The sequence below is a fragment of the Kitasatospora dryopteridis genome, from assembly GCF_050749075.1.
Classification (GTDB): Bacteria; Actinomycetota; Actinomycetes; order Streptomycetales; family Streptomycetaceae; genus Kitasatospora.
On the sequence record NZ_CP192749.1, the window covers coordinates 5,893,282 to 5,914,957 of the forward strand.

Annotated in this window: 21 protein-coding genes; all 21 read left to right on the forward strand. The window is 70.5% G+C overall.

The features are described 5' to 3' along the window. Nucleotides 1-5: 5 nt before the first annotated feature. The 21 genes from ACQ614_RS26585 (at nucleotide 6) to ACQ614_RS26685 (ending at nucleotide 21,512) form a co-directional block, all read left to right on the forward strand. Nucleotides 6-275 (forward strand): hypothetical protein, encoded by a 270-nt coding sequence (locus tag ACQ614_RS26585; RefSeq protein ID WP_431681233.1) that lies wholly within the window; start codon nucleotides 6-8, stop codon nucleotides 273-275. Continuing rightward, complete coding sequence (locus ACQ614_RS26590; RefSeq protein ID WP_431681235.1) at nucleotides 265-3,978, forward strand: hypothetical protein; 3,714 nt, start codon at nucleotides 265-267, stop codon at nucleotides 3,976-3,978. Before ACQ614_RS26585 ends, ACQ614_RS26590 begins: the two co-directional genes overlap by 11 nt. Beyond that, nucleotides 3,978-4,811 (forward strand): hypothetical protein, encoded by an 834-nt coding sequence (locus ACQ614_RS26595; RefSeq protein ID WP_431681236.1) that lies wholly within the window; start codon nucleotides 3,978-3,980, stop codon nucleotides 4,809-4,811. Before ACQ614_RS26590 ends, ACQ614_RS26595 begins: the two co-directional genes overlap by 1 nt. 16 nt (nucleotides 4,812-4,827) lie before the next feature. Further along, nucleotides 4,828-8,268 (forward strand): hypothetical protein, encoded by a 3,441-nt coding sequence (locus ACQ614_RS26600; protein WP_431681238.1) that lies wholly within the window; start codon nucleotides 4,828-4,830, stop codon nucleotides 8,266-8,268. A gap of 17 nt (nucleotides 8,269-8,285) precedes the next feature. After that, complete coding sequence (locus tag ACQ614_RS26605) at nucleotides 8,286-8,969, forward strand: hypothetical protein (RefSeq protein WP_431681240.1); 684 nt, start codon at nucleotides 8,286-8,288, stop codon at nucleotides 8,967-8,969. Further along, the gene (locus tag ACQ614_RS26610; RefSeq protein WP_431681241.1) at nucleotides 8,966-9,142 is read left to right on the forward strand and encodes a hypothetical protein; all 177 of its coding nucleotides are present in this window, start codon (nucleotides 8,966-8,968) and stop codon (nucleotides 9,140-9,142) included. The genes ACQ614_RS26605 and ACQ614_RS26610 overlap by 4 nt, the downstream gene beginning before the upstream one ends. Beyond that, nucleotides 9,139-9,372 carry a hypothetical protein gene (locus ACQ614_RS26615; RefSeq protein ID WP_431681242.1) on the forward strand — a complete coding sequence of 78 codons (234 nt, stop codon included), beginning with the start codon at nucleotides 9,139-9,141 and terminating at the stop codon, nucleotides 9,370-9,372. The genes ACQ614_RS26610 and ACQ614_RS26615 overlap by 4 nt, the downstream gene beginning before the upstream one ends. Nucleotides 9,373-9,781: 409 nt before the next feature. Next, nucleotides 9,782-10,093, forward strand: a complete 312-nt coding sequence (locus ACQ614_RS26620) for a hypothetical protein (RefSeq protein WP_431681243.1) — start codon at nucleotides 9,782-9,784, stop codon at nucleotides 10,091-10,093. A gap of 304 nt (nucleotides 10,094-10,397) precedes the next feature. Beyond that, nucleotides 10,398-11,657, forward strand: a complete 1,260-nt coding sequence (locus tag ACQ614_RS26625) for a recombinase RecT (protein ID WP_431681244.1) — start codon at nucleotides 10,398-10,400, stop codon at nucleotides 11,655-11,657. Nucleotides 11,658-11,739: 82 nt separating this feature from the next. Beyond that, a complete protein-coding gene (locus ACQ614_RS26630; RefSeq protein WP_431681245.1) occupies nucleotides 11,740-12,996 on the forward strand; it encodes a hypothetical protein in 1,257 nt (418 codons plus the stop codon). 253 nt (nucleotides 12,997-13,249) lie between these two features. Beyond that, complete coding sequence (locus ACQ614_RS26635; RefSeq protein ID WP_431681247.1) at nucleotides 13,250-13,420, forward strand: hypothetical protein; 171 nt, start codon at nucleotides 13,250-13,252, stop codon at nucleotides 13,418-13,420. Between the two features lie 69 nt (nucleotides 13,421-13,489). Beyond that, nucleotides 13,490-14,341, forward strand: a complete 852-nt coding sequence (locus ACQ614_RS26640) for a hypothetical protein (protein WP_431681248.1) — start codon at nucleotides 13,490-13,492, stop codon at nucleotides 14,339-14,341. Continuing rightward, on the forward strand, nucleotides 14,338-15,243 hold the full coding sequence (locus tag ACQ614_RS26645) for a hypothetical protein (protein WP_431681249.1): 906 nt from the start codon (nucleotides 14,338-14,340) through the stop codon (nucleotides 15,241-15,243). The genes ACQ614_RS26640 and ACQ614_RS26645 overlap by 4 nt, the downstream gene beginning before the upstream one ends. Beyond that, nucleotides 15,240-16,172, forward strand: a complete 933-nt coding sequence (locus tag ACQ614_RS26650; protein ID WP_431681251.1) for a hypothetical protein — start codon at nucleotides 15,240-15,242, stop codon at nucleotides 16,170-16,172. The genes ACQ614_RS26645 and ACQ614_RS26650 overlap by 4 nt, the downstream gene beginning before the upstream one ends. After that, nucleotides 16,169-16,540: a hypothetical protein gene (locus ACQ614_RS26655; protein ID WP_431681253.1), complete on the forward strand. Its 372-nt coding sequence runs from the start codon at nucleotides 16,169-16,171 to the stop codon at nucleotides 16,538-16,540. Before ACQ614_RS26650 ends, ACQ614_RS26655 begins: the two co-directional genes overlap by 4 nt. Beyond that, a complete protein-coding gene (locus tag ACQ614_RS26660; protein WP_431681254.1) occupies nucleotides 16,537-17,037 on the forward strand; it encodes a 6-pyruvoyl trahydropterin synthase family protein in 501 nt (166 codons plus the stop codon). The genes ACQ614_RS26655 and ACQ614_RS26660 overlap by 4 nt, the downstream gene beginning before the upstream one ends. Next, nucleotides 17,034-17,765 carry a 7-carboxy-7-deazaguanine synthase QueE gene (locus tag ACQ614_RS26665; RefSeq protein WP_431681255.1) on the forward strand — a complete coding sequence of 244 codons (732 nt, stop codon included), beginning with the start codon at nucleotides 17,034-17,036 and terminating at the stop codon, nucleotides 17,763-17,765. The genes ACQ614_RS26660 and ACQ614_RS26665 overlap by 4 nt, the downstream gene beginning before the upstream one ends. Then, nucleotides 17,762-18,361 (forward strand): GTP cyclohydrolase I, encoded by a 600-nt coding sequence (gene folE / locus ACQ614_RS26670; protein ID WP_431681257.1) that lies wholly within the window; start codon nucleotides 17,762-17,764, stop codon nucleotides 18,359-18,361. Before ACQ614_RS26665 ends, folE begins: the two co-directional genes overlap by 4 nt. Before the next feature lie 104 nt (nucleotides 18,362-18,465). After that, complete coding sequence (locus tag ACQ614_RS26675; RefSeq protein WP_431681259.1) at nucleotides 18,466-18,930, forward strand: hypothetical protein; 465 nt, start codon at nucleotides 18,466-18,468, stop codon at nucleotides 18,928-18,930. A gap of 319 nt (nucleotides 18,931-19,249) precedes the next feature. Then, entirely contained in the window at nucleotides 19,250-20,236 is a 987-nt protein-coding gene (locus ACQ614_RS26680) for a DUF2971 domain-containing protein (protein ID WP_431681260.1), read from the forward strand. Nucleotides 20,237-20,444: 208 nt separating this feature from the next. Continuing rightward, nucleotides 20,445-21,512 carry a PIN domain-containing protein gene (locus ACQ614_RS26685; RefSeq protein WP_431681261.1) on the forward strand — a complete coding sequence of 356 codons (1,068 nt, stop codon included), beginning with the start codon at nucleotides 20,445-20,447 and terminating at the stop codon, nucleotides 21,510-21,512. The last annotated feature ends 164 nt before the right edge of the window (nucleotides 21,513-21,676 follow it).

Sequence of the window (21,676 nt, forward strand, 5' to 3'; positions counted from 1 at the left end):
CCCTGATGCGCGGTCTGCCGGCGGAGGCGCTGCTGCGCCGGGACGCCGGCGAAGTCGGCTCCGACCGGTGGGGCCTGACGCAGGAACTCCTCGCGCAGGCCGTCGAGCTGATCTCGGTACTGGCGGCGGAGCGCCGCCTGCGGAAGCCGGTTGAGCTTCCCCGCCCGGCCCATCTGCGGCCCGGCCACACGCACGACTCGGGCGCGGACGAGATGGCCCGCGCAGTCGCCGTCCTGCGCGGCACTACCAGGAAGGCGGTCCGCAGTGGCGGATGAGATCGACTCCGGCCGTCTCCGGGTCCAGGTCGTCGCGGACCTGGGAGGTTTCGCGCAGGACGCGCGAGCCCGCGTCGATGCGGCGACCCGCAACCTCAAGGCCAGGGTCCGTGTCGACGCGGACACCACCGGCCTGCGGCAGCGAGTCCAGGCCGCCGCGCAGGCGGCCAAGGCCCGGGTCCAGGTCGGCGTCGACCTGGACACCGACGGCCTGAACGCGAAGATCCGGGAGGCGACGCGTGGCGTCGCATACCTGCGGGTCGTTGCCGCCCTCGACAACGGCGGGCTCAAGGAACGTGTGCGGGCCGTCGCCGAGGCCGCCTCGACGCGGGTCCGTCTCGCCGTGGACGTGGACGCGGCGAGTCTGCGGTCCCAGGTGCGTGCCGCTCTCGCCGGCATGTCCGTCAAGGTCAAGGTCGAGGTCGACACCGCGGCCGCGTCCGCCCGCATGGCGGCGTTCCGGACGATGGCGGAGCGGCCCGTCAACGTGCCTCTCAACCCCAGCTCAGGTGGCGCAGGGGCCGCCGGAGGCGGTCTGGCAGCGGCGGCCGAGGGCCTGGGATCCACCATCGCCGGGCTGGCGCGCCTGCCCGCGATGGCCTCCGGTGCCCTCGCGCTCGGACAGGCCCTCACCCAGGCCGCTGCCGGCCTGTTCGCCATGGGCTCCGCAGCCGCCCCCGCGGTCGGACTCCTCGGGGTACTCCCCGGCGCCATGACGGCCGCCGCGCAGGGAGCCGGCACCGTGCTGGCCGCCTTCTCCGGCATCGGCGCGGCCGTGAAGGCCCTCGGGCAAGCCGACACCCAGGCGGCCGGATCGGCGACTGCTGCCGCTCAGGCCCGCCAGGCCGCCGCAGACCGGGTCGCGGACGCCCAGCGCCGTCTCGTAGCGGCTCAGCGGGACGCCGACGAGCAGTCCATCAACGGCGCCGAGCAGGTCGCGCAGGCCCGGCGCCGGCTCGCCGATGTCCAGGAGCAGGCGGCCGCGGCCGTGGCTGCGGCGGACCGGCAGCTGGCCCAGGCCGAGCTGACCGTCACCCGCGCCCAGCAGGCGACCACACGGGCGCAGGAAGCCCTCAACGACGCCCGGCGGGAAGCGCAGCGCTCCCTGGAGGACCTGAACCGCGACCTTGCCCGTGGGCCGCTGGAGGAGCAGAAGGCCCTCCTGGGCCTGGAAGACGCTCGTTCGCGCCTCAACCAGGTCAACACCTCGCCGTTCGCGTCGGAGACGGACCGGCGGGAAGCACAGATCGCCTACCAGGAGGCGGTCAACCAGCTCGAGGACGTCCGTACCCGCAACCAGCGCCTCGCCGAGGACGCCAAGAAGGCGAACCAGGAAGGCGTCGAGGGCAGCGATCAGGTCACCTCCGCGAAGGAGCAGCTGACCCGCGCTCAGGAAGCCGAGCAGGACGCCGTCCGGGGCGTCCAGGATGCCGAGCAGCAGGCGGCGCGCGCCCGGGTCGAGGCCGTCCGCGAGGTGCAGGACGCGCACACCGAGCTGGACCGCACGGTCCGCGAGGGGCAGCGCCAGCAGAAACGTTCCGCCGAGCAGGTCGCGGACGCGCAGCGGGACGTGGCGCGGGCACTGCGCGACCAGTCGCAGGCCCTCTCGGGCAGCAGCTCGGCAGCCAACGCCGCCGCTGCGGCCCTCGACAAGCTCTCCCCGGCCGGGCAGCGTTTCGCCCGCTTCCTCCAGGGCACCGTCCAGCCGGCCCTGCGCGGGCTTCGCGACTCCGCGCAGGAAGCGCTCCTGCCGCCGCTGGAGCAGGCCATCACCCGCGGCATGCAGCTGCTGCCGATCTTCAACAACGCCATCTCCCAGACCGGCCAGGTCCTCGGCCAGGCCGCCATCCGGGCATCGGAGCTGGCCACGTCCGGGCCTTGGCGGGCGGACCTGGCGCAGGTGGCCGCCACCAACACGCGGGTCATCGGCATGCTGGCCAACGCCGGCCTGAGCGCCGCCGACATCCTGCGGAACATCACCGTCGCAGCCGGGCCGCTGGTGGAGCGGCTGGCCGGCGCCGCCGAGCGCGGCATGGCCACCGCCGCCGCGTTCATCCAGACCGCCCGTGACGGCGGGCAGCTCAGCGCGTTCTTCCAACGCGCCGGCGACACCGGAGCGCAGCTGTGGGGCATCCTGCGGGACATCGTCGTCGGGGTGTTCAACATCGGCCAGGCCGCCGCCCCGGCCGGGCAGACCCTGCTGAACTCCCTGTCCACCGCCGCCGCGAGCTTCCGCACCCTGACCGGCGAAGGCGAGACCCAGGCCAAGCTGGCCGGGTACTTCGCCAACACCGTCCCCGTCGTCCAGGAGATCGGGCGACTGGTCGCGGCCGTCGCCGTCGCCTGGTTCAACTTCACGAACAACCCGGCGCTCGCCCCGCTGATCGCCCGGCTGCGCACCGAGTTCCTGCCCGCCGTCACCCAGCTGGCCGGGGCACTCGGCAACGGCCAGCTGTGGGGCCAACTGCTCAGCCTGATCACCTCGGTGGCGAACATCGCCGCCGAACTCGGGGGCCTGGGCAGCACCCTGTCCGGGTTCCTGCTGGTTCTCCAGGCCGTCGCGGCGGCCGTGCAGGTCCTGCTGTCGATCCCTGGCATGGGACCGTTCGTCTCCGCGCTGCTGACGATTGCCGGCGTCGCCGCCGGACTGATGGCCGTCTCGAACGCGATCGCCGCGGTCCGGGTGGCCATGCTCGCGCTGTCGGCGAACCCGCTGATGTTGATCATCACCGCCATCGCCGCGCTGGTCGTCGCCTTCATCACGGCCTACGAACGGTCCGAGTGGTTCCGCAACGTCGTGAACGCCGCCATCGGGGGGCTGGTCTCCGGAGTGCGGGGCGCCCTCCAGGGCCTCGTTGACTTCGTCAAGTGGATCTGGCCGACCCTGACGACCGTCTTCGGCTGGCCCATCAAGTTCTGGGTCAACATCGTCTATGACGGCGGTATCCGTCGGCTGTGGAACTCCCTGGCCGACACCTTCGGCCTCGGTAAGCTCCCGAGCTTCACCGTCAACTTCGCGCGAGGTGGTGTCGTGCCCGGGTACGCCCCGGGCCGCGACACCGTGCCCGCGATGCTCAGCCCCGGTGAGGGCGTGCTGATCCCGCAGGCCGTGCGGCAGCTCGGCGGAGAAGGCGGCATCACCGCGCTGAACGACGCCGCCCGCGCCGGCCGCCTGGCGCAGGCTGGCGCGCCCGTCCAGGGCTACTTCCTCGGCGGCCTCGTCGACGGCGCGATGGACCGGCTACGGGGCTGGGCCGCCGGCGCCCTGGCCAAGGCCCTCAACCCCCTGCGCAGCTGGTTCAACTGGATGCCCGACAACGCCTGGGGCGACATGATGCGCGGCATGGTCAACCGCGCCGTGGACGGCGTGCTGGCCTTCGTTCGTGGCTACGCCACCGGCGGCGTCGTCCCCGGGTACGCGCCCGGCCAGGACTCCACCCTGGCCCGGCTCAGCCCCGGCGAAGGCGTCCTCACCCCGCAGGCCGTGCGCGGCCTCGGCGGCACCTCGGCCGTCGGCGCCCTCAACGCCGCCCGCGGGCAGCTCGCCGACGGCGGCCAGGGCAACCGCATCGGCACAGTCATCTCGCCCGGCGCGATCGTGCAGTACATCACCAACCCGCTGCCGGAGACCCCGGGCGAGACCGTCAACAACCGGCTGCGGGCCCTCGCGAGCTTCGGCCTGTTCGACAAGGAGAGCGCCTGATGGCCCGCGAACGCTGGCTGGTGGACGGCTACGAACTCACCGACGGCCTCGTGCGAGACGTGGAATACCGGTCCGGGCTGGTCACGACCCCCGCCGTCGTCGGCGCCAACGCCGCCGTGCCCAACCGGATCGGGGAACTGTGGAGGCCCAAACACCATGGCCCCGGCAAGTTCACCCTCGCCCTGTGGCTGGCCCCTCGCGCAGGCGGCTGGCAGGCCGTCGAACAGGCCTGGGAAGACCTGCTGCGCGCCATCGCCCGGCCGCACCGGCTGCTCACCTTCGAGCGGTACACCGCAGCCGGGCAGCTCCGCCGCTGCCAGGGCGAGGTCCTGTCCGCCCTCGCGCCCACCCCGCTCGGCCAGAACGGCATGCGGGTCGGCGTGGAGGTCAACGTGCCCGCCGGCTACTGGGAGTCCGGCGACATCGCCTTCGAGGCCACCGCCCCCGGCTCCCCGCTGCCGCAAGACCTCGACCTTGCTCCGTTCACGGACGCCACCGCACCCATGGATCAGCTCGCCTACCGCATCACCGGGCCGATCACCGCGCCCACCGTCACCGACACCAGCGACGGGCCCGGCCGCAACGGCGACTCCTTCACCTACACCGGGCAGATCGCCGCCAGCCAGACCCTCACCGTGGACTCCGCCACCTGGCAGCTGACCGGCACCGGCGGCCTCGTCCCCGACCCGGCGCGCCTGACCAACACCGGACCGGCCTTCCTGCGCCTGGCCCCCGGCCGTCCCGGCACGCCGCCGAGCGTGCGCCTGACCGGCACGAACCCCGGCGCCGGCACCCAGCTGACCGTCACCGGCCGCCGCGCCTACCTGACCTGACACCGGAGCACCCACCGTGGCCATCCACCTGCGCGTCTACAGCCCGAGCGGGCCCCTGCTCGGCCTCCTGCCCTACCCGAGCGACCTGAAGGTCCAGTCCGAGCACAACGGGCCCGGAGCCCTCACCTTCTCCTACGCCCGCAACGCCCCCGGCGCCGCGCTGCTGTCCGGCGACGACCCGCGGATCGCGCTCGTCATCGACGGCACCGAACGGCCGGAGCGATACCTGCTCGAGGACGACGGCGATGACCCGGCCGACGGAGGCGGCGAGGCCCGCCCCGTCCAGGTCGGCTGCCGGGGATCCCTCGCCCTGCTGGAGCGTGCCCTGATCTACCCGGCCGGGCACACCCCCGGCGCGCCGGTCATCGGCCTCGACCCGCACTTCCCGTTCGTCAACGCCAGCCCCGGCGCGATCCTCGCCACCCTGCTGCAGCGCGCCCAAGCCCGCGGCGCGCTGCCCGAGGTCACCTGGGACTTCACCTCCGCCACCGACAGCGCCGGACGGCCCTGGCCCACCACCTACACAGCCCAGTACGACGCCGGCGGCGACCTGCTCAAGACCGTGCAGGCCGTCACCGGCGCCGGCTGGGCCGACGTACGGATGGAGGGCTACCGGCTCCGTGCCTACGTGCCCGACACGGTCTGCGCCACCGACCACCCCGGCATCGTGCTCTACCTGGGCCGCGACGTCCTCAAGGGGCCCCGGCAGCGCTCCCGCCGCACCGTCCGTTCCCACCTGCTGGCCGCCGGCGACGGGGGCGCCCTGGCAGAGGTCGTCGATGCCACCGCGGCCGCCCGGTTCGGCCGCCGCGAGGCGTTCGACGGGCGTGGCGGCATCACCGACGCCGCCACCCTCGCCGAGCTGGCCCGCGTCACCCTCGGCGGCATGACCTCGGCCGCCGAGGGCTTCACCATCGAACTCGACCCGGCCGTCACCCAGCACCGCCCCGGCATCGACTACCAGCCCGGCGACTACATCCGCTACGACCAGCGGCGCACCGACCCGGCCACGCTGGAGCCGCTGCGGGTGCGGACCATCGCCACCACCTACGACGAGGGCGGCCAGCCGACCAGCTCCCTGGAGCTGAACGACGTCTTCGTGGAGCAGCGCATCCGCATCCAGCGCCGCCTGGACGCGCTCACCAACGGTGCCGCCTCCGCCTCCCGCACCCCGCTGCCGCCGCTAGGCGACCGCAACGACACGGTGGCGCCCAAGGCGCCAGCGGCGGTGCTGGTCGGCTCGTGGGCCTACCTGGACTCCGAAGGCCAGCAGCACGCGGCCCTGGCCGTGTCCTGGCCGAAGGTCACCGACAACGCCGACGGCACCGTGTACGACGACGCCGGGAACTACTTCGTCTCCTACCTGCTGCCCGGCCTGCCCATCGGCGGCCAGGCCCCGCAGTGGTCGCCCGAGCAGGCCGTGAACGGCACCGTCGCGCACTACGACCAGTTGCCCGCCGGACAGCGCGTCCAGGCCCGCGTGCGCACCGTGGACGCCTCCGGCAACTCCTCCGGCTGGCAGCTGTCCGAGGAGATCGTCCTCGCCACCGACACCACACCGCCGCCCGTCCCGTCCAAGCCCGTCCTGGCCCGGCTGATCGGCGGCATCCGCGCCACCTGGGACGGGCTCGGCGCCCAGGGCGAGACGATGCCCGCCGACTTCGCAGCCCTCGAGGTCCACGCCTCCACCGCCGCCGGCTTCACTCCCACCGCCGCGACCGTGGTCGACCGGCTGACCGGCGCGGCCGCCGCACCGGTCACCGGCCTGGCGTACGGCACCACCTACTACCTCAAGTTCCGGGCCGTGGACCGCGCGGGCAACGCCTCCGCCCCGTCCGCCGAAGTCTCCGCCATCCCCGACATGGTGATCGGCTCCGACCTCGCCGACAAGATCCTCACCGCGGGCAAGTGGGCGGATGTCGAGCGCGCCAGCCTGCAGACCTCCTTCTTCACCGGCTTCGCCTCCGACGACCCGCGGTGGGTGAAGACCTCCGGCGACGCCGGCGCCACCTGGAGCACCGCCGCCCGGCCGGACGCCCCCACCGGCGCCCGCGCCCTCGTCGCCTCCAAGGTGCTGCGCCTGGAATGGTCCGAGAACCTGCTCCTCGACCCGGCGGTCCTGTACCGCATGTCCGTGCGCGTCCGGCAGACCACCGGCACCGCCTGCAAGATCACCGCCGGACTCACCGGGATCGCCGCCGACGGCCTCACCCGGATCAACACCGCCGGCACCAACGCGGTCGACCTGCCGTTCACCGTCGCCGCCAACGCTACGCCCCTCGCGCCCGGAGGCGGCTGGGTCACCCTCACAGGCTTCCTCAAGGGCTACGGCCCCGCCGCAGGACCCTTCTGGACCACCCAGCCCGACCCGCAGAAGCCCACCAGCCTCCACCCCAACGTGCGGTACGTCCGCCCTCACCTGCTGCTCAACGTGGACGGCGGCGCCGCCGCGGTCACCGAGATCGACATGCTCACTTTGGAGGCGCTGGAGTTCCCGGCCAACATCATCGGGGCGGTCCAGATCGCCGACGCCACGATCGTCGGCGCGAAGATCGCCCTCGCCACGATCCAGGACGCGAACATCGGCACCGTCTCGGCCAGCAAGCTGACGGTCGGCCAGCTCAAGGCCGATGTCACGGTCTCCGCCCGCATCAAGACAGCCGAGAGCGGAGCGAGGGTCGAACTGAACTCCGGAGGCATCGGAGCCTGGAACGCCGACGGACTCCAGACGGTCTCGATCGCGGCAGCCAACGGCTCCGTGAAGATCGTGGGAGGACTGTCGAGCGGCGTCACCGGCCAGCGGATCGAGATCAACCCCGGCGGCGGCCTGCCGGAGATCCGCTTCTTCCCGACGAACGGCAGCAACTACGCCTTCATCAACGCCATCGGCGGCAACAACGGAGCCGCCTACATCGGCCTGAACTCCGGCACCTTCCCCGCCAACGGGCAGACAGCGGCATACCGCCTCTACCTGACTGAGTACGTCTCCGCGCTGGAGACCATCCGCACGGACAGCCAGATGCCCTGGGGCGGAGCAGTGCGGATGAACGCCACCGAAGGCGCAGCGCTTGCCTACATCCTGGAGGACAAGCTGCACAGCTACGTCACCGCCCAGAGCTGGGGGCCCACCTTCGGCCGGCGCAACGATGACGGCTCCAGCAGCGAGATCTGGCTCGACAACGCCGCCCTCCAGTACAAGGGCACCTGGCCGAACTACTGGTACGCCGAGCCCGATCGAGGGCTGTTCACCGGCACCGTGCAGCAGAACAACTGGGCCGCCATGTCGCTCGGCTTCGGCCCGACCATGAACTCGGACATGGTGCCGATCGTGACCCTCCGGGACTCGCGGGCGCTCCGCAAGTGGCAGGTCACCGCGTCCTCCCGCACCGGCTTCACCGTCGGCCTCGAATCCGCCAGCCCAGACGGAAGCGTGGGCTTCTGGGCATTCCGCATCTGAGACAGGAAGTGACCCACATGCCCGAGCAGTACCGAGTCGTAGACGCGAGCGTCGTCCGGGTCGGCACCACCGAGTGCTGGCAGGTGCGCCAGCAACGGCCTGACGGCGGACACCACCTCACCGTCTTCCCGACCTCCTCGCTGGAGTGGCGGGCCGCCGAGTACGACATCGACCACACCACGACCGCCGGCATCAACCAGATCCTCGACATCCTTCTGCACGAGCCATTCGTCCCGGACCCCATCGAGCATCGCGAGCGCGATCCGGCCGCCGCCAAGGGCTTCACGGCGCCCTCCACCCAAGCCCTGCACGGCCTGCAGGTCGGCGAGGAAGCGCCCATCACCCTGCACAACGCCCCCGACCGGGCCACCGCACGCGCTGCTCACCTCGAGCGCATCGCCCACACCAAGCGGACCCGCATCCACGTTGTCTCGCCCGCCGCGACCACGGCCAAACGCACCGCGGCCGCGCTGGCCCCGGACCCGCTGGACCTGATCCGAGCCAACCACGGCATCACCACCGCCGGCGTCACCGCCAAGACCGTCCTCGTCGAGCAGGCACGCCAGCAGCTCGGCGCGTCCCCGGACGCCGCCTCCCCGCCTCCCACCGTCCCCGCGACCTTCACCACCGCGATGTGGGACTCTGCCGTGCCCCGGCGCGATGACGCCCACCGGAGCGACAGCGGAGACGGCACAGCATGAGCGAGCGGCCCACCCCTGACCAACTCGACCACCTGCTCGGAACAGCAGACCGCCGCCGGCTCACCCCGGCCGAGGCCGCCCTGCTACGCGCCGGCGTCCGGCACCTGCGGGAGCAGGGCACCCGCTGCACCCACGAGCTGCACCCCACCAACTCACCCAGCCAGGCCCGATGATCGGAGACACCATGCAGCCCGCTACCGCGCCCGTCGCTGTCGAAGCGGACAAGTACATCGCACGCCTTGGCGCTCAGATGGCCGAGGCATGGGGCCAGACGCAGGCGGAACTCGCGCTCGCCCGGGAGGAGAACGCCGCGCGGGCCGTCCGCGAAAGCGAACAGGCGCAGCGGATCGCCGAACTCGAGGCCACCATCGCCGAGCTCCAGGCCGCCTCGACGCGACCCTAACGGCCAGCCCGGCCTACCGTCCCCCGCTGTGGAACCGGACCAGGACGACCAGCAGCCACCCGCTGGCCGACAGCACGGATGGAGGACCAGATGGCGCGAGATCACCGGTTGGCGGACTCTCCGGGACCTGATCCTCTTCCTGCTCGGGATGGCGGTGATCGTCCGGGAAGTGTGGACGCCACCAGCCGACCCCAGCGTGATCATCACCGGCCTCAGCCTCGCCGGACTGCCGGCCGCGCTGTCAAGGGACGAGCGACCGCCCCGGGAGTAGCCGCTCAAGCCGGCCTCCTGGAGCGCTATCGCTTCACCAGCGGCTACCTGGCCGTCTGCGCGATCGCGCTCGTGGCGACCTGGCCGCTATGAGCGCCAAACCCGACCAGCACACCACCAGCACCCGGGAGATGCGACCGTGACGAACATCCTGAACGACACCGAGGCGTGGGGCCTGCTGCTCGGCGCCGTCACCCCTTGGGCCACCGCCTTCATCCAGCAGCCGCAGTGGACCAAGCCGGTACGCGCCGTGGTCGGCGCCGTGGCCTCCGCCATCGTCGGCATCGTCACCGTGCTGGCCCGCGGTGACATCGCGCACGCCCAGACCGCACTGACCACCGTGGCGCTGGCCGTCGTGGCGTCCAAGACGTTCTACGACGGCCTGTGGCAGCACGCCGGGGCCGGCGCACTGGAGCGGGCCACCGCTCCGGACCGCCGTTCCGGTTGGTGATCGACCTTCGGCTGGCGCCGGCCGTACCCTAGAGTGAAGATGTGGCCGCCGGGCCGACCGGCCTCGTGCTCTGGCAACCAACCCTTCGGGGCTGTCTCCTATCAGGGGAGCGCGAGAATCCGGGCGGGATTCGCACCCCGCTGGCTCGGCGGCCATTCTTCCTAATCTCCAGTCTCCGCAGCCGATTTGGCCACGTGGTGAGGTGTTCCCACGGGCGTCCCCGGAGCGGGAGGGTAGACGCAGGCAGCCACACCGGGGCCTGCGAACCCTGGTGCCGCCACGGAGATAAGGAAGGCACCTCACGGTGACAACTACCCAGCAGGACAAGCCTGCTGCCGTCCGGCAGGATGCGCCGGCCCCGCCCGAGCCGCTCACGCCGCTGAACGACAACCGTGCCGAGATGGCGATCGAGACCGCCGACCAGGTCCTGGAGATCACCGCCGATCAGCGGTTCTGGACGAAGGCGCAGCGATCGGCCCTCGCCTCGATCGGACTCGCGAACGCACCTACCCACGAGCAGGTCGCGTTCTTCCACATCTGCAAGAGCACGGGCCTGGACCCGTTCCGCCGCGAGATCTACTACATCGGGCGCACGCGCAAGGTGTACAACAAGCCCGACGAGCTGATCTACACCGCGCAGACCGGCATCGACGGCTTCCGGCACATCGGCCAGCGCACCAAGCGCTTCATCCGCCGCCAGGGCCCGTTCTGGACCGGCCCCGAGGACGACCCGAAGTGGTGGGTCGAGGGCGAGGACGGCATCAACCGCCGCCGGTGGGTCGATGTGTGGCTTGGGGAGGAGCACCCGGCCGGCGCCATGTGCCGCATCGAGCACTACAGCATCGCGGGCGACCGGACGGTCTCTCAGGCTGTCGCGCTGTTCAAGGAGTTCGCCGTCACCAAGGACGAGTGGACCCGGGACCCGTACACCGGCGACGGCACGAGGACCGGCAACAAGATCCTCTCCGGGCTCTGGCCGGTGATGGGCACCCACATGATCGGCAAGGTGGCCGAGGCCCAGGCATGGAGGGTCGCGTTCCCCCGCGAGCTGACCGGTATCTACGAGCACGACGAGATGGGTCGCGCGGACGCCGAGCAGCGAGAGCTTGCCCGCGACGAAGGCACAGCACGCCGACGCGCTGCCCGCTCGGAGGCGTCCCAGCCCGGCCCGGTGGTCATCCGAGGCACCGTCGTGGAGAGCACAACCGGTGACCGCGACCCCGAGGCCGACCCGGACGGCGATCAGCCGAGTCCGTCGCCAGACGACGCCGCCGGGCCGCCGACACTCGAAGAGCTTCGCGCGGAGGTGCGCGCCTACGCGGCCGCCCTCGGCAGGAACGTCACCCAGATCACCCGGCGCTGGCGCGAGTCCAACGGCAAGAACACCACCGAGGCCACACCCGAAGAGCTGAGCCAGCTCCTCGACGGGCTTCGAGACCACGCAGTCGCCGCACTTCGCGAATACAACGAGGACGCCGCGCAGTACCTCGCCGTCGGCGGCATGCTCGTCCGCCGGAACCCCGACCACCGCGCGTGGGGTCGCAGCGCCGCCGACCAGGCCTGAGCGCCACTACTTACCCGCAGGCCGGCCAGTCGCCTCGCGCGGCTGGCCGGCCTGCCCACCTTCGGGACTCACCTTGGACCCCTTGCTCATCCAGCGTGCCCGCGAACTCGCAGCCGCTGCCACCACCACCGGCCCCCGCATGCTGCCCTGCCGCTGCGGCGTCCCTCGCCACGCCCATCGGGGCAGGAAACGCTTGGGCGGCCACGCCCCAACCGGCTGCGGCAGGTACCGCCGCGATCCGGCCGACGTCCTGCGGGAACGCGCTCAGGCCGGCACCGGGCGCAGCCTCGGGCAGGACCTTGCCGAGTACGACCGCACACGTCGGCATAGCCGTCGCACTCCCCGGCCGAAGGGGCACTGGTCGATCGGAGCCTCCGACACCACGTCCTGCCGCAAGGCCATCTGGTACCGGGAGAACCCGCCCCCTGGCTACACCCCGGCGCCCACCGACCGGCGCGCGGCGACCGCAGGGATCCTCATCCACGACTCGGTTGCCGCACGGCGCCGAGCGCTCTACCCATGGCGGCTGTACGAGCAGCGCGTCACCCTGCCGGGACTCGACCGGCCAAGCCGCTACGACGAGTACGACCCGATCACCGGCATCCTGTACGACTTCAAGACCGCCGGAGACTGGCAGTGGTCCCAGGTCGGCGAGAGAGGCCCGGCCGAGGAGGTCTGGGACCAGGCGCAGCTCTACGCCCTCGCCCTGGTCCTGGCAGGCGAGGCGGTTCGGGAGGTGCGGATCATCTACTTCGAGCGCAAGAGCGGCGCCGACGAGGAGTTCGCGAGGCCCTACGACGAGAACGCAGCCAGGCGCGCGCTGGCCCGGCTGACCGCCATAGCCACGGCCCTCGACCTCGGCACCGAGCTGCCACGCGACCGGCCCGGCCCGAGCAACGACCCGATCTGCCGGCGGTACTGCCCAGCCCGCATCCACTGCTGGAACATGCAGGAAGCCGCCTCGGCGGGCCGGTCCCCGGAGTCGTACACGCTCATCGAGGACCGAGCCGACATCGAGTGGGCGTTGGCGGACTACGACCGGCACCGGGCCGCGAAGTCCGACGCCGACAAGCAGCAGTCCATCGCCAAGACCCTGCTGCAGGGCGTGCCCTACGGCACCTACGGCGAGTACGAGTACGTCCGGACGGGCGGGCGTCTCAAGGACCCGGAGCCGGACCTGACGGCCCGCGTGCGGCAGCTGGAGGCGTTCTGGGACAACCCGCCCGGTGAGCGCCCCTCCCTCGACGAGCTGGACTACCCGATGAAGCAGGTCCAGACCGCCGGCCGCGACGAGGTGCGGCGCGTGCGGGCCGCGAAGCGCGGCAGCAAGAGCGCGTAAGGCCGCCAAACGCGGCACGCGCCGCAGGTGGCGCGTTGCACGGCCGTGGCGGGCCTGGGCCGCATCTCCGGCACCAGGCTCGCCGCGACCACACCCATCGGGCTTTTTAACGTCCATGGTCATCAAGAGAGTTGAAGGGAACTGCATCGACATGACCAGCTCTGGGTCTTCGGCTGACTCGTCTGCCTCCGCCTGGTTTGCCTCCCGCCCCGCCCTGCCTGCTGGGGCACCCGCCGTCCCGGTCGTTGTCCCGGTGGCGGCACCCGTCGCAGCGATCGGCGGCCCGCGCGAAGCCGGCACGCCGATCTACGACTCGCTCGTGGCGGCCTACGGCGACCCGTTCAGCCGACAGGGCCCCACCCGGGCCCGCCTCCCGCGCAGCGAGCAGAGCACCCACGCCGTGAACCGTGCCGAGGAAAGCTGAACCCTCACCAGCCGTTGGGCAGTTAGGTCGACGCGACCTAACGAGGGAGGCCGCCTAGGTTCCCCGCTCATGGTTGCCCCCCGCTACATCGACTACATGCCGCTGGACGACATCCAGCCCGCCGCGCGGAACCCGAAAGGGCACGACGACGGCGGGCTGGACCTGTCCGTCGAGCAGTTCGACTTCACCGAGCCCGGTCTCCTGGATGAGCGCACCGGGCGCCTGGTGGCCGGCCACGGCCGCTACGAGACACTGGCGCGCCGCCGGGACGCCGGGAAGGACGCGCCGGAAGGCGTAGTCGTCACCGAGGACGGCGGCTGGACGGTCCCGGTAGTGCGGGGCTGGGCCTCGCGTGACGACGCGCACGCCGAGGCATACCTCATCGCCTCCAACCACCTGACCACGCGCGGCGGATGGGACGAAGCCGGCCTGGCGGACATGCTGTCGAGTCTGGAGGCGGTGGACACCGACCTGTTCGCCGCGACCGGCTTCGACCACGGCCAGCTCGATGTTCTCCTCGCCGACCTCGACTCGGGCGAAGCCGCCGGTGCGGACGCTGACGGGGACACGGAAGAGGCGGACGACGAGCCGGACCAGCCCACCCGCGGTGACCTGCTCGCTCTGGCCGGCGTGACCGTCGGCGAACCGGAGCACCAGGTCGAGAAGGGCCAGGTCTGGGAACTGGGCGAACACCGCCTCGTGGTCGCCGAGGTCTTCGACGGATGGCCGCGCTGGTCGCCGCTGCTCATCGACGACAGCCTGTTCCTTCCCTACCCCACCCCGCTCGCCCCGTTCGCTGACCGCGCGATGGGCCGCCGGCTGGTCATGGTCCAGCCGGAGCGCTACCTGGCGGGCCACCTCCTCGACAAGTGGGCGCGGATCAGCGGGCAGCAGCCCGTGCTCGTGGAAGACGAGTCGTGACGACGGTCCTGCCGACCGCCGGGGGAACCTTCGACCCGAACGAGCGGCCGATCTACTTCACCGCCGGCGGAGGGGAGTACAACGCCGGCCCGTACGTCCTGACCGCGGTCAACGAGCTGATGGGCGATGCCGAGGAGCAGCGGCTGCGCAGCCTCCTGGACGCCGGGATGCGGGTGCTCCTCGATAGCGGGATCTTCTGGCTGACCAACCGGCACCGGCGCGCGCACGGGGTGTCGATGGACGAGGCCCTGGCGCTGCCGCCCGAGAGCATCGACGGCTTCAAGGAACTGCGCGACCGGTACGTCTACCTGGCTCGGACCTACGGGGACTGGCTGTGGGGGTACATCGAGCTGGACCAGGGCGGCCTCCTGCACAAGCGGGCGCAGCGCGCCGCGCTCCACGGCATGGGCCTGTCCCCGATCCCGGTCTACCACCCGCTGGTGGACGGCTGGGACTACTTCGATGAGCTCGCCTCCCAGTACGACCGGATCTGTGTCGGCAACGTCGTCCAGGCATCGGCCCCGGTCAGGCTGCGCATCCTGCACACCTTGTGGGAGCGGCGCCGCAGTTATCCACACCTGTGGATTCACGCGCTCGGCCTGACCGCCAACGAGTGGTGCCTGCCGCTTGCGCCGGACTCCTGCGACTCCTCCTCCTGGCTCGCCCCGCTGCGCTGGAACCACCAGCGCATCGAGACTGCCCTGCTGCGCCGCGTCGGCGACCTGCCCGCCGGCTTCCGGTACGCGCCCGGCGACACCGCCTCCTACGAGGCCGCCGCGCGCATCTGCGCGGACGCCGCCACCGCGCTCGGCCGCTGCTGGCACCACGCGGCGCACCGGCTCGAGGAGCTGACCGGCGGTCCGGTCCCTGCCCGCCTCGACCGAGAAGAGACGCTCCGATGAGCCCCCGCACCCGTCCCCCCGCCATCCGGCAGACCGGAGGCGGCGCCTTCGACAAGGACGAGCGGCACATCTACTTCGCCGCGGGCGACTCTGAGCACTACCCCCGCCACGTCCTGCTCGCCACCAACGACCTGCTGACCGCCGGCCACGAACGCCGCCTCGTGGCACTCCTGGACGCCGGTCACCAGGTCCTGCTGGACAGCGGGATCTTCTGGCTCACCAACCGGCACAAGCGGGCCCACCCCGGCGTGACGATGGACGAAGCGCTGCGCCTGGCCCCCGAGGAGATCGACGGCTTCGAGGAGCTGTACACCCGGTACGTCGAGCTGGTGCAGCGCCACGGCGACCGGCTGTGGGGCTACATCGAGCTGGACCAGGGCGGCCGGGACAACAAGATCCGCACCCGAGGTCGGCTGGAGGGCGAAGGGCTCGCCCCGATCCCGGTCTACCACCCGTTGGTGGACGGCTGGGACTACTTCGACGAGCTGGCGCAGCAGTACGACCGGATCTGCTTCGGCAACGTCGTCCAGGCCCCCACCCCGGTGCGGCTGAGGCTCCTGCACACGCTGTGGGAGCGGCACCGCCAGTACCCCGACCTGTGGGTCCACGTGCTCGGCCTGACCGTCAACGAGTGGTGCCTGGCCGTACCGCCGGACTCCTGCGACTCCTCCACCTGGCTCGGCCCGCTGCGCTGGCCCAACGTCCGCGTCGACTCCGCCCTACTGCGCAAGGTCGGCGTCATCGACCGCGGGTTCAGCTACGACCTCGACCAGCCAGCACACCCGACACGAGGCCGCACGGCCTGCTGCCTCATGTGCGCGCAGACCGTCGAGGCCACCACCACCGTGTGGAGCCTCGCGCGGACCACCAGGGAGCAGCTGCTCGGCCAGCACTCCTACCCGCCCATCACCGACAAGGAGACACCATGATCACGACCCCCGCCGCGGCGACCGCGACCGTGTGGGCGGAGGTCCGGCTACCGGGCTTCCACCACTGGCCGGCCGCTCCCGAGCACCGCATCTACCTGCGCGCCCGGCACCGCCACCTGTTCCACATCCGCGCCAGCGTCCAAGTCGGCCACGACGACCGCGACACCGAGTTCCACGACCTCGCCGACCACATCCGCGCCTGGTGGGGCCCCGGCGACCGCGAGTGCGGCCCCGCCTCGTGCGAGGCCCTGGCCCGCACCCTCGCCGAGCACCTGTCCGCGATGGGCCTGCGCCTGGACGAGGTGGCCGTTTCCGAGGACGGAGAGGCCGGCGCCGTCATCCGTCTGCCGAAGGAGGACAAGGCGTGAGCGACAACAGCGCCCTCACCGTGCGGCACGCCGTCACCGTGCGGCACAACTTCGAGACCGCCCACCGGCTCCCGCACCTCGCCGGGAAGTGCGAGAACCTGCACGGCCACAGCTGGTGGGCCGAGATCACCGTCACCTCGCCCAACCTCGCGGCCGGCACCGTCGTGGAGTTCGGAGGGTTCAAGCGGGCCCTGCGCGAGTGGATCGACACGTTCCTCGACCACGGCACCATGCTCGGCCACACCGACCCGCTCGCGCCCATCCTCGCCGGACACGGCAGCAAGCTGTTCCGGTTCGGCGCCGACGACCCGACCGAGCAGGAGCGGCACGCCGCCGACCTCGGCTGGCCGAGCGTCGAAGCCGTCGCCGAGCTCCTGAGCCGGGTCGCCACCGGCGCCCTGCACACCCTGCCCAGGGCCGCCGGCGCCGTCGTCTCCCACGTGCGCGTGTCCGAGACCGCGGTCAACGCCGCCTCGTGGACGGCGGCGCAGCAGTGAGCGCACTCGTCCTGCCGGCCAGTCTGCCCGTGGTGGAGACGTTCGGCCCCACCGTGCAGGGAGAAGGCCCGTCCGCCGGGCGGCTCGCCCTCTTCCTCCGGCTCGGCGGCTGCAACCTCCGCTGCACCTGGTGCGACACCCCGTACTCGTGGGACGCCAAGCGGTTCGACCTGCGCAAGGAGATCACCCGCGTCCCGGTCGTCGACCTCGCCGAGTGGGCCGCCGCGCACCCGCACGCCCTCGTCGTCATCACCGGCGGAGAAACCCTGCTGCACCAGAAGACCGACGGCTGGCGGTCGTGGATGGCGGTGCTGCGCCACACCACTCGCCGGGTCGAGGTCGAGACCAACGGCACCCGCGTGCCCCAGCCGGTCACCCTCGGCGTGCCGCGGCTGACCTTCAACGTCAGCCCGAAGCTGGCCAACGCCGGCGACGACGAGGACCGGCGGATCGTCCCCGAGGCTCTGGCGGCGTTCGCGGAGCTCTCCCACCGCGACCGGGCCCGCTTCAAGTTCGTCGCCACCGGCCCGGACGACCTCGAGGAGATCGCCGCCCTGGTCGAGCGGTTCCACATCCCCCCGCACGCCGTGTGGGTGATGCCGGAAGGCACCACCGCCGAGCGCACCATCGACGTGGCGCGCTCCCTGGCCGAGCACGTGATCGGCCAGAACTGGAATCTGTCGATGCGGCAGCACGTGCTGCTGTGGCCTGGAGAGCGCAACCGATGACGACGACCACCCTTCCCGACGGCATCGACCTCGACGCTGCCACCGATCACGCCGCCGGCCTGCTCGCGGCCCTCGGCATCCCGTGCGACAGCGAGTCCACCGCCGACACGCCTCGCCGCATGGCGAAGGCCCTCGCCGAGCTGACCAGCGGCGTCCACCTCGACCCGGCGCGGCACCTGAAGGTGACCTTCCCGCCGGAGGATGAGCGGCCAGGCATCATCGCCGCCGTCCACGTGCCGTTCGTGGCGCTGTGCGAGCACCACGTCCTGCCGTTCCCCGGACGGGCGACGGTCGCCTACCTGCCCAAGCCCGGCGCCCGGATCGTGGGCCTGTCGAAGCTGGCCCGCCTCGCCCAGGAGTACGCCGCCCGTCCGCAGGTGCAGGAGCGCCTCGGCCGGCAGGTGGTGGAAGCCCTCGACTCCCATCTGGACGTCCAGGGCGCAGCGTGCCTGATCCGCTCCCAGCACGCCTGCATGACCCTGCGCGGCGCCCGGGCGCACGACGCGGCCATGGTCACCACCCACCTCACCGGGGTGCTGGACACCGACCTGGCCCGTCGCGCCGAGGTTCTCGCCCTGATGCCTTCACCGTCCTGATAGGGCACGGCAGTTGTGCCCAAGGCGAGCGGTGCCGGTGGAGGATGGCAGAGCCAGGTCGGGAACCGCGAATCCCGGCCGCCTACCGGTCAAGGAGACCAACGATGTTGCTGACTGTCCCCCTTGAGGTGCCCGCAGGCGTCCTGCGCGTCTCGACCCTCCGAGTCAGGCTCCTGGAGATGCCGGCCGACGCCCTGGTCGTCGCCGAGCGCGCGACCGACGACGGGTCCGGCTGGGCCGTCGTCGGCTGGCCGGTCCAGGCCCATGTCCGCGACGAGACCGGCCGCCGGGTCTGTGTGGTCGGCTTGCCGCAGGTGAACGCCGTCGAGGACGTCATGAGCTCTTCCATGCTGTGGGGGCGGCTCGTGGACCTGCCGGACGACGCCTTGGTGGTCACGGTGTGGGAGACCGAGGACGGCCCCCGGCAGACCACCCTCGGCTGGCCGGTGGAGGACCTGACGATGGACGAGAACGGCGACCCGGCGGCCGTGGTTACCCTGCCGCCGATGGCCAGCGGCGCGACCGGCTACGCGTACGACGAGTTCGTCTACACCCTCGGCTGGGAGTAGAAGCCCCGCAGCTGCGCCCGGTGCCCCGATGGGGTACCGGGCACAGCCATGACCGGACTACACGACCCCAGCGAAGAGCGTGTCCGGGTATGTCTCCGCCGCTCACCCTCGCACGGTTCGAACCGCTTGCTGCCTACCCCAACCTACCTTGACGGTGGCGCCGCGCGGGCTCGCCGGGTCTGGGAGCCGATCACCCTCACTCATTTAGGTGATGTGTTTGCTGCAGAACGGTGAAGGTTAAGCTTGCTCACGCATCAACCAAACTCCGTGCCGCGATACTTGGCTTACAAAGCAAAAACCCGCCAAGAGGAGTTTGGAAATGCGCCAGGATGACTCCTTTGAGGATCTGGAGCGAAATTGGCTCCTTCGTCAAGTGGATGATGAGATGGATGAATTTCCATCCATCAAGCCACCTGCTTTACCCGACCTGGTCTATCATTACACTGCAGCAGGAGGGCTTCAGGGGATTATCTCATCCGCTTCACTCTGGGCCTCGGATGTCGAATTCTTAAACGATGCGCAGGAATTGATCTACGCCCGCGACTGTCTATTGAGTGATCTTCGGCTGGAGCTGGAAGACACTGGAATGCGGGAACATCTTGAGGCTCCTGCAGGGTCGTGGCATAGCGAGAGCTGGAGGCGAGAAGTTGCCCTTGGCCTTGAGAGGCGCGATGAAGTGCGCGAGCGGCTGGGAGTGCATAAGCCACTTGCAGATGAACGCCCTCTCGCCGCCCTATCTGCCATTGCCTTTGAGCTAGGGGGCGTCGCGAGCGCCACTGAGGCATCCAGCTTGCGGGCCTACACGACGTGCTTCTGCGAACATGGCGACCTGCTGAGTCAGTGGCGCGCCTACGGAGGGGCAGGCGGATACGCAATCGGATTCCGGTCGAGGGACCTTGTGCGGCTCTCTCAAAGTATGAGCTCACTGCGGTTTGATAAGGTCTCCTATGGATTTGGTGAGGCGATTGGCTGGGGGTGGCTCCCGGAATACCTGCATGCAGGCCTTTCATTGGGTGACTACTTGAACGCGCTCACTATGGTGAAGCATCCCGCGTTCAGGGAAGAGCAAGAATGGCGGCTGATGCTGCTAGGGAATGAGGATAGCGAAGATCTCAAATTTCGAATCAGTCCCGTCGGGATTGTCCCTTACGTGTCGCTGGCATTTCCCGAGAGTGCAGTTGTCGAGGTGATCGTAGGTCCTGGACAATATGCCGCAGAGCGCGCTAAGGGGGTCCGCCGCCTTCTCGATTCATTGGGGATGAGTCACGTCTCCGTGGAAGTCTCCCTGTCTCCGTTGCGGTCTTGAGGTCAGAAACTGCCAGGCGGCCAGTGAGCCGCAGTTCAGAGGAGGCGCGCTGAAGCGTGGAGGCGACTGCTCATAAATCAGGCTGGGTCTGCGTGTCATTCGGAGGACCCCGCCGCCCACCCTGGTATTTCAGAAATGGGCGATCTTGACATGAATCCTTCAGCGAGATCACCGTTCGAACGTCCCACACCGCATGCGGAGGGTTCCCGTGATCGTTCTCGATACCAATCAGCTTCAGCATGCGGCGTTCCCTCATGGCGCCGTGTTGGGCATGGTCCGGAAGATCGCCGAGCTGAGTGGGCAAGTTCTGGCGATCCCGGAGATGGTGGCGGTGGAAGATGTCGCGCACCATCAGCACAAGGTCGAGCTGGCGCTCACTGCCGCGCGCAAGGCACTCGCCACGCTCGACGAAGCGTTCGGTGCAAGCCTTGCCCAGAAGGTCACTTGGCTTTCTGGCGAACTCGCAGCCCAAAAGCGCCAAGAAGCCCTGGAGAACGTCTTCAAGATCCTTCCTACCCCTGCAGGGGCTGCGCAGGAAGCGCTCCGCCGCGAGGCACACAGGCTTCCCCCGGCTGAACAAGCCTGGGAAGCCGAGGACGGCAAACGCGTCAAAGCGAGAGGAGCCCGAGACGTCACGATCTGGCTCACGCTCCTGGAGACTGCTAGATCCGGTGAGAACGTGTGGTTCGTCTCTCAGGATGGAGACTTCGGCAAGGGCGACTTCCACCCTGCGCTTCGTGATGAAGCCATGGAGGCGCTCGCGAAGGCTGAGAGTCTGAGACTGTTGCGCGGTGGCATTGATCAACTTCTGAGCGAACTTGCTCAGCCGGCGTCAATGCCCGAAGCTCCGGCCCAGATCCTGCAGGCCGATGCTGTCACACAGGCTGTGATCGATAGCCTCTCAAGCGTCAGCGTCTTCCACCGGCTCCTACCTGCTGTTGCAGCAGAAGTTGTTCGCTGGGCGGGCAGCTTCCGATCAAGCGAAGCCAATGTCGAACTCGAAGGCACCAAACGGGCGGAGGCTTACCAGGTGGGAAACCAGACTTGGATCAGCGCGCAGCTGCAGTGGCGGGCTACCAAGATCTACTCCTATCCTCAAGCTCTACATCCGTCGTCTCCGGTAGCCGCAGGCACACTCGCCCGCTGGACCTCGGAAGTCGAGTTCAGGTTCGAAGCCACAGTACTCATTGAGGTTCTGAGTGATCAGGCCGTGTCGGCTGAAGTCATGTCAACTGGCCCACTTAGCATCGTCTCGGTCTCAGACGCCATGAACTAGTTCAGAGAAGGCACGTGAGGGCAGGGCTGGTTGGCCCATGTGCCTTGCGGATATCTGGGGGTTCGTGAGGCGCGTGCGGCATAGGTGGCGTCCAAACTGCCTGGTCGAGGCGTCATGAAGTGCCGGTCGGGCCAGGTGAAGCCGCTGGTCGGCCCGGCCAGCGG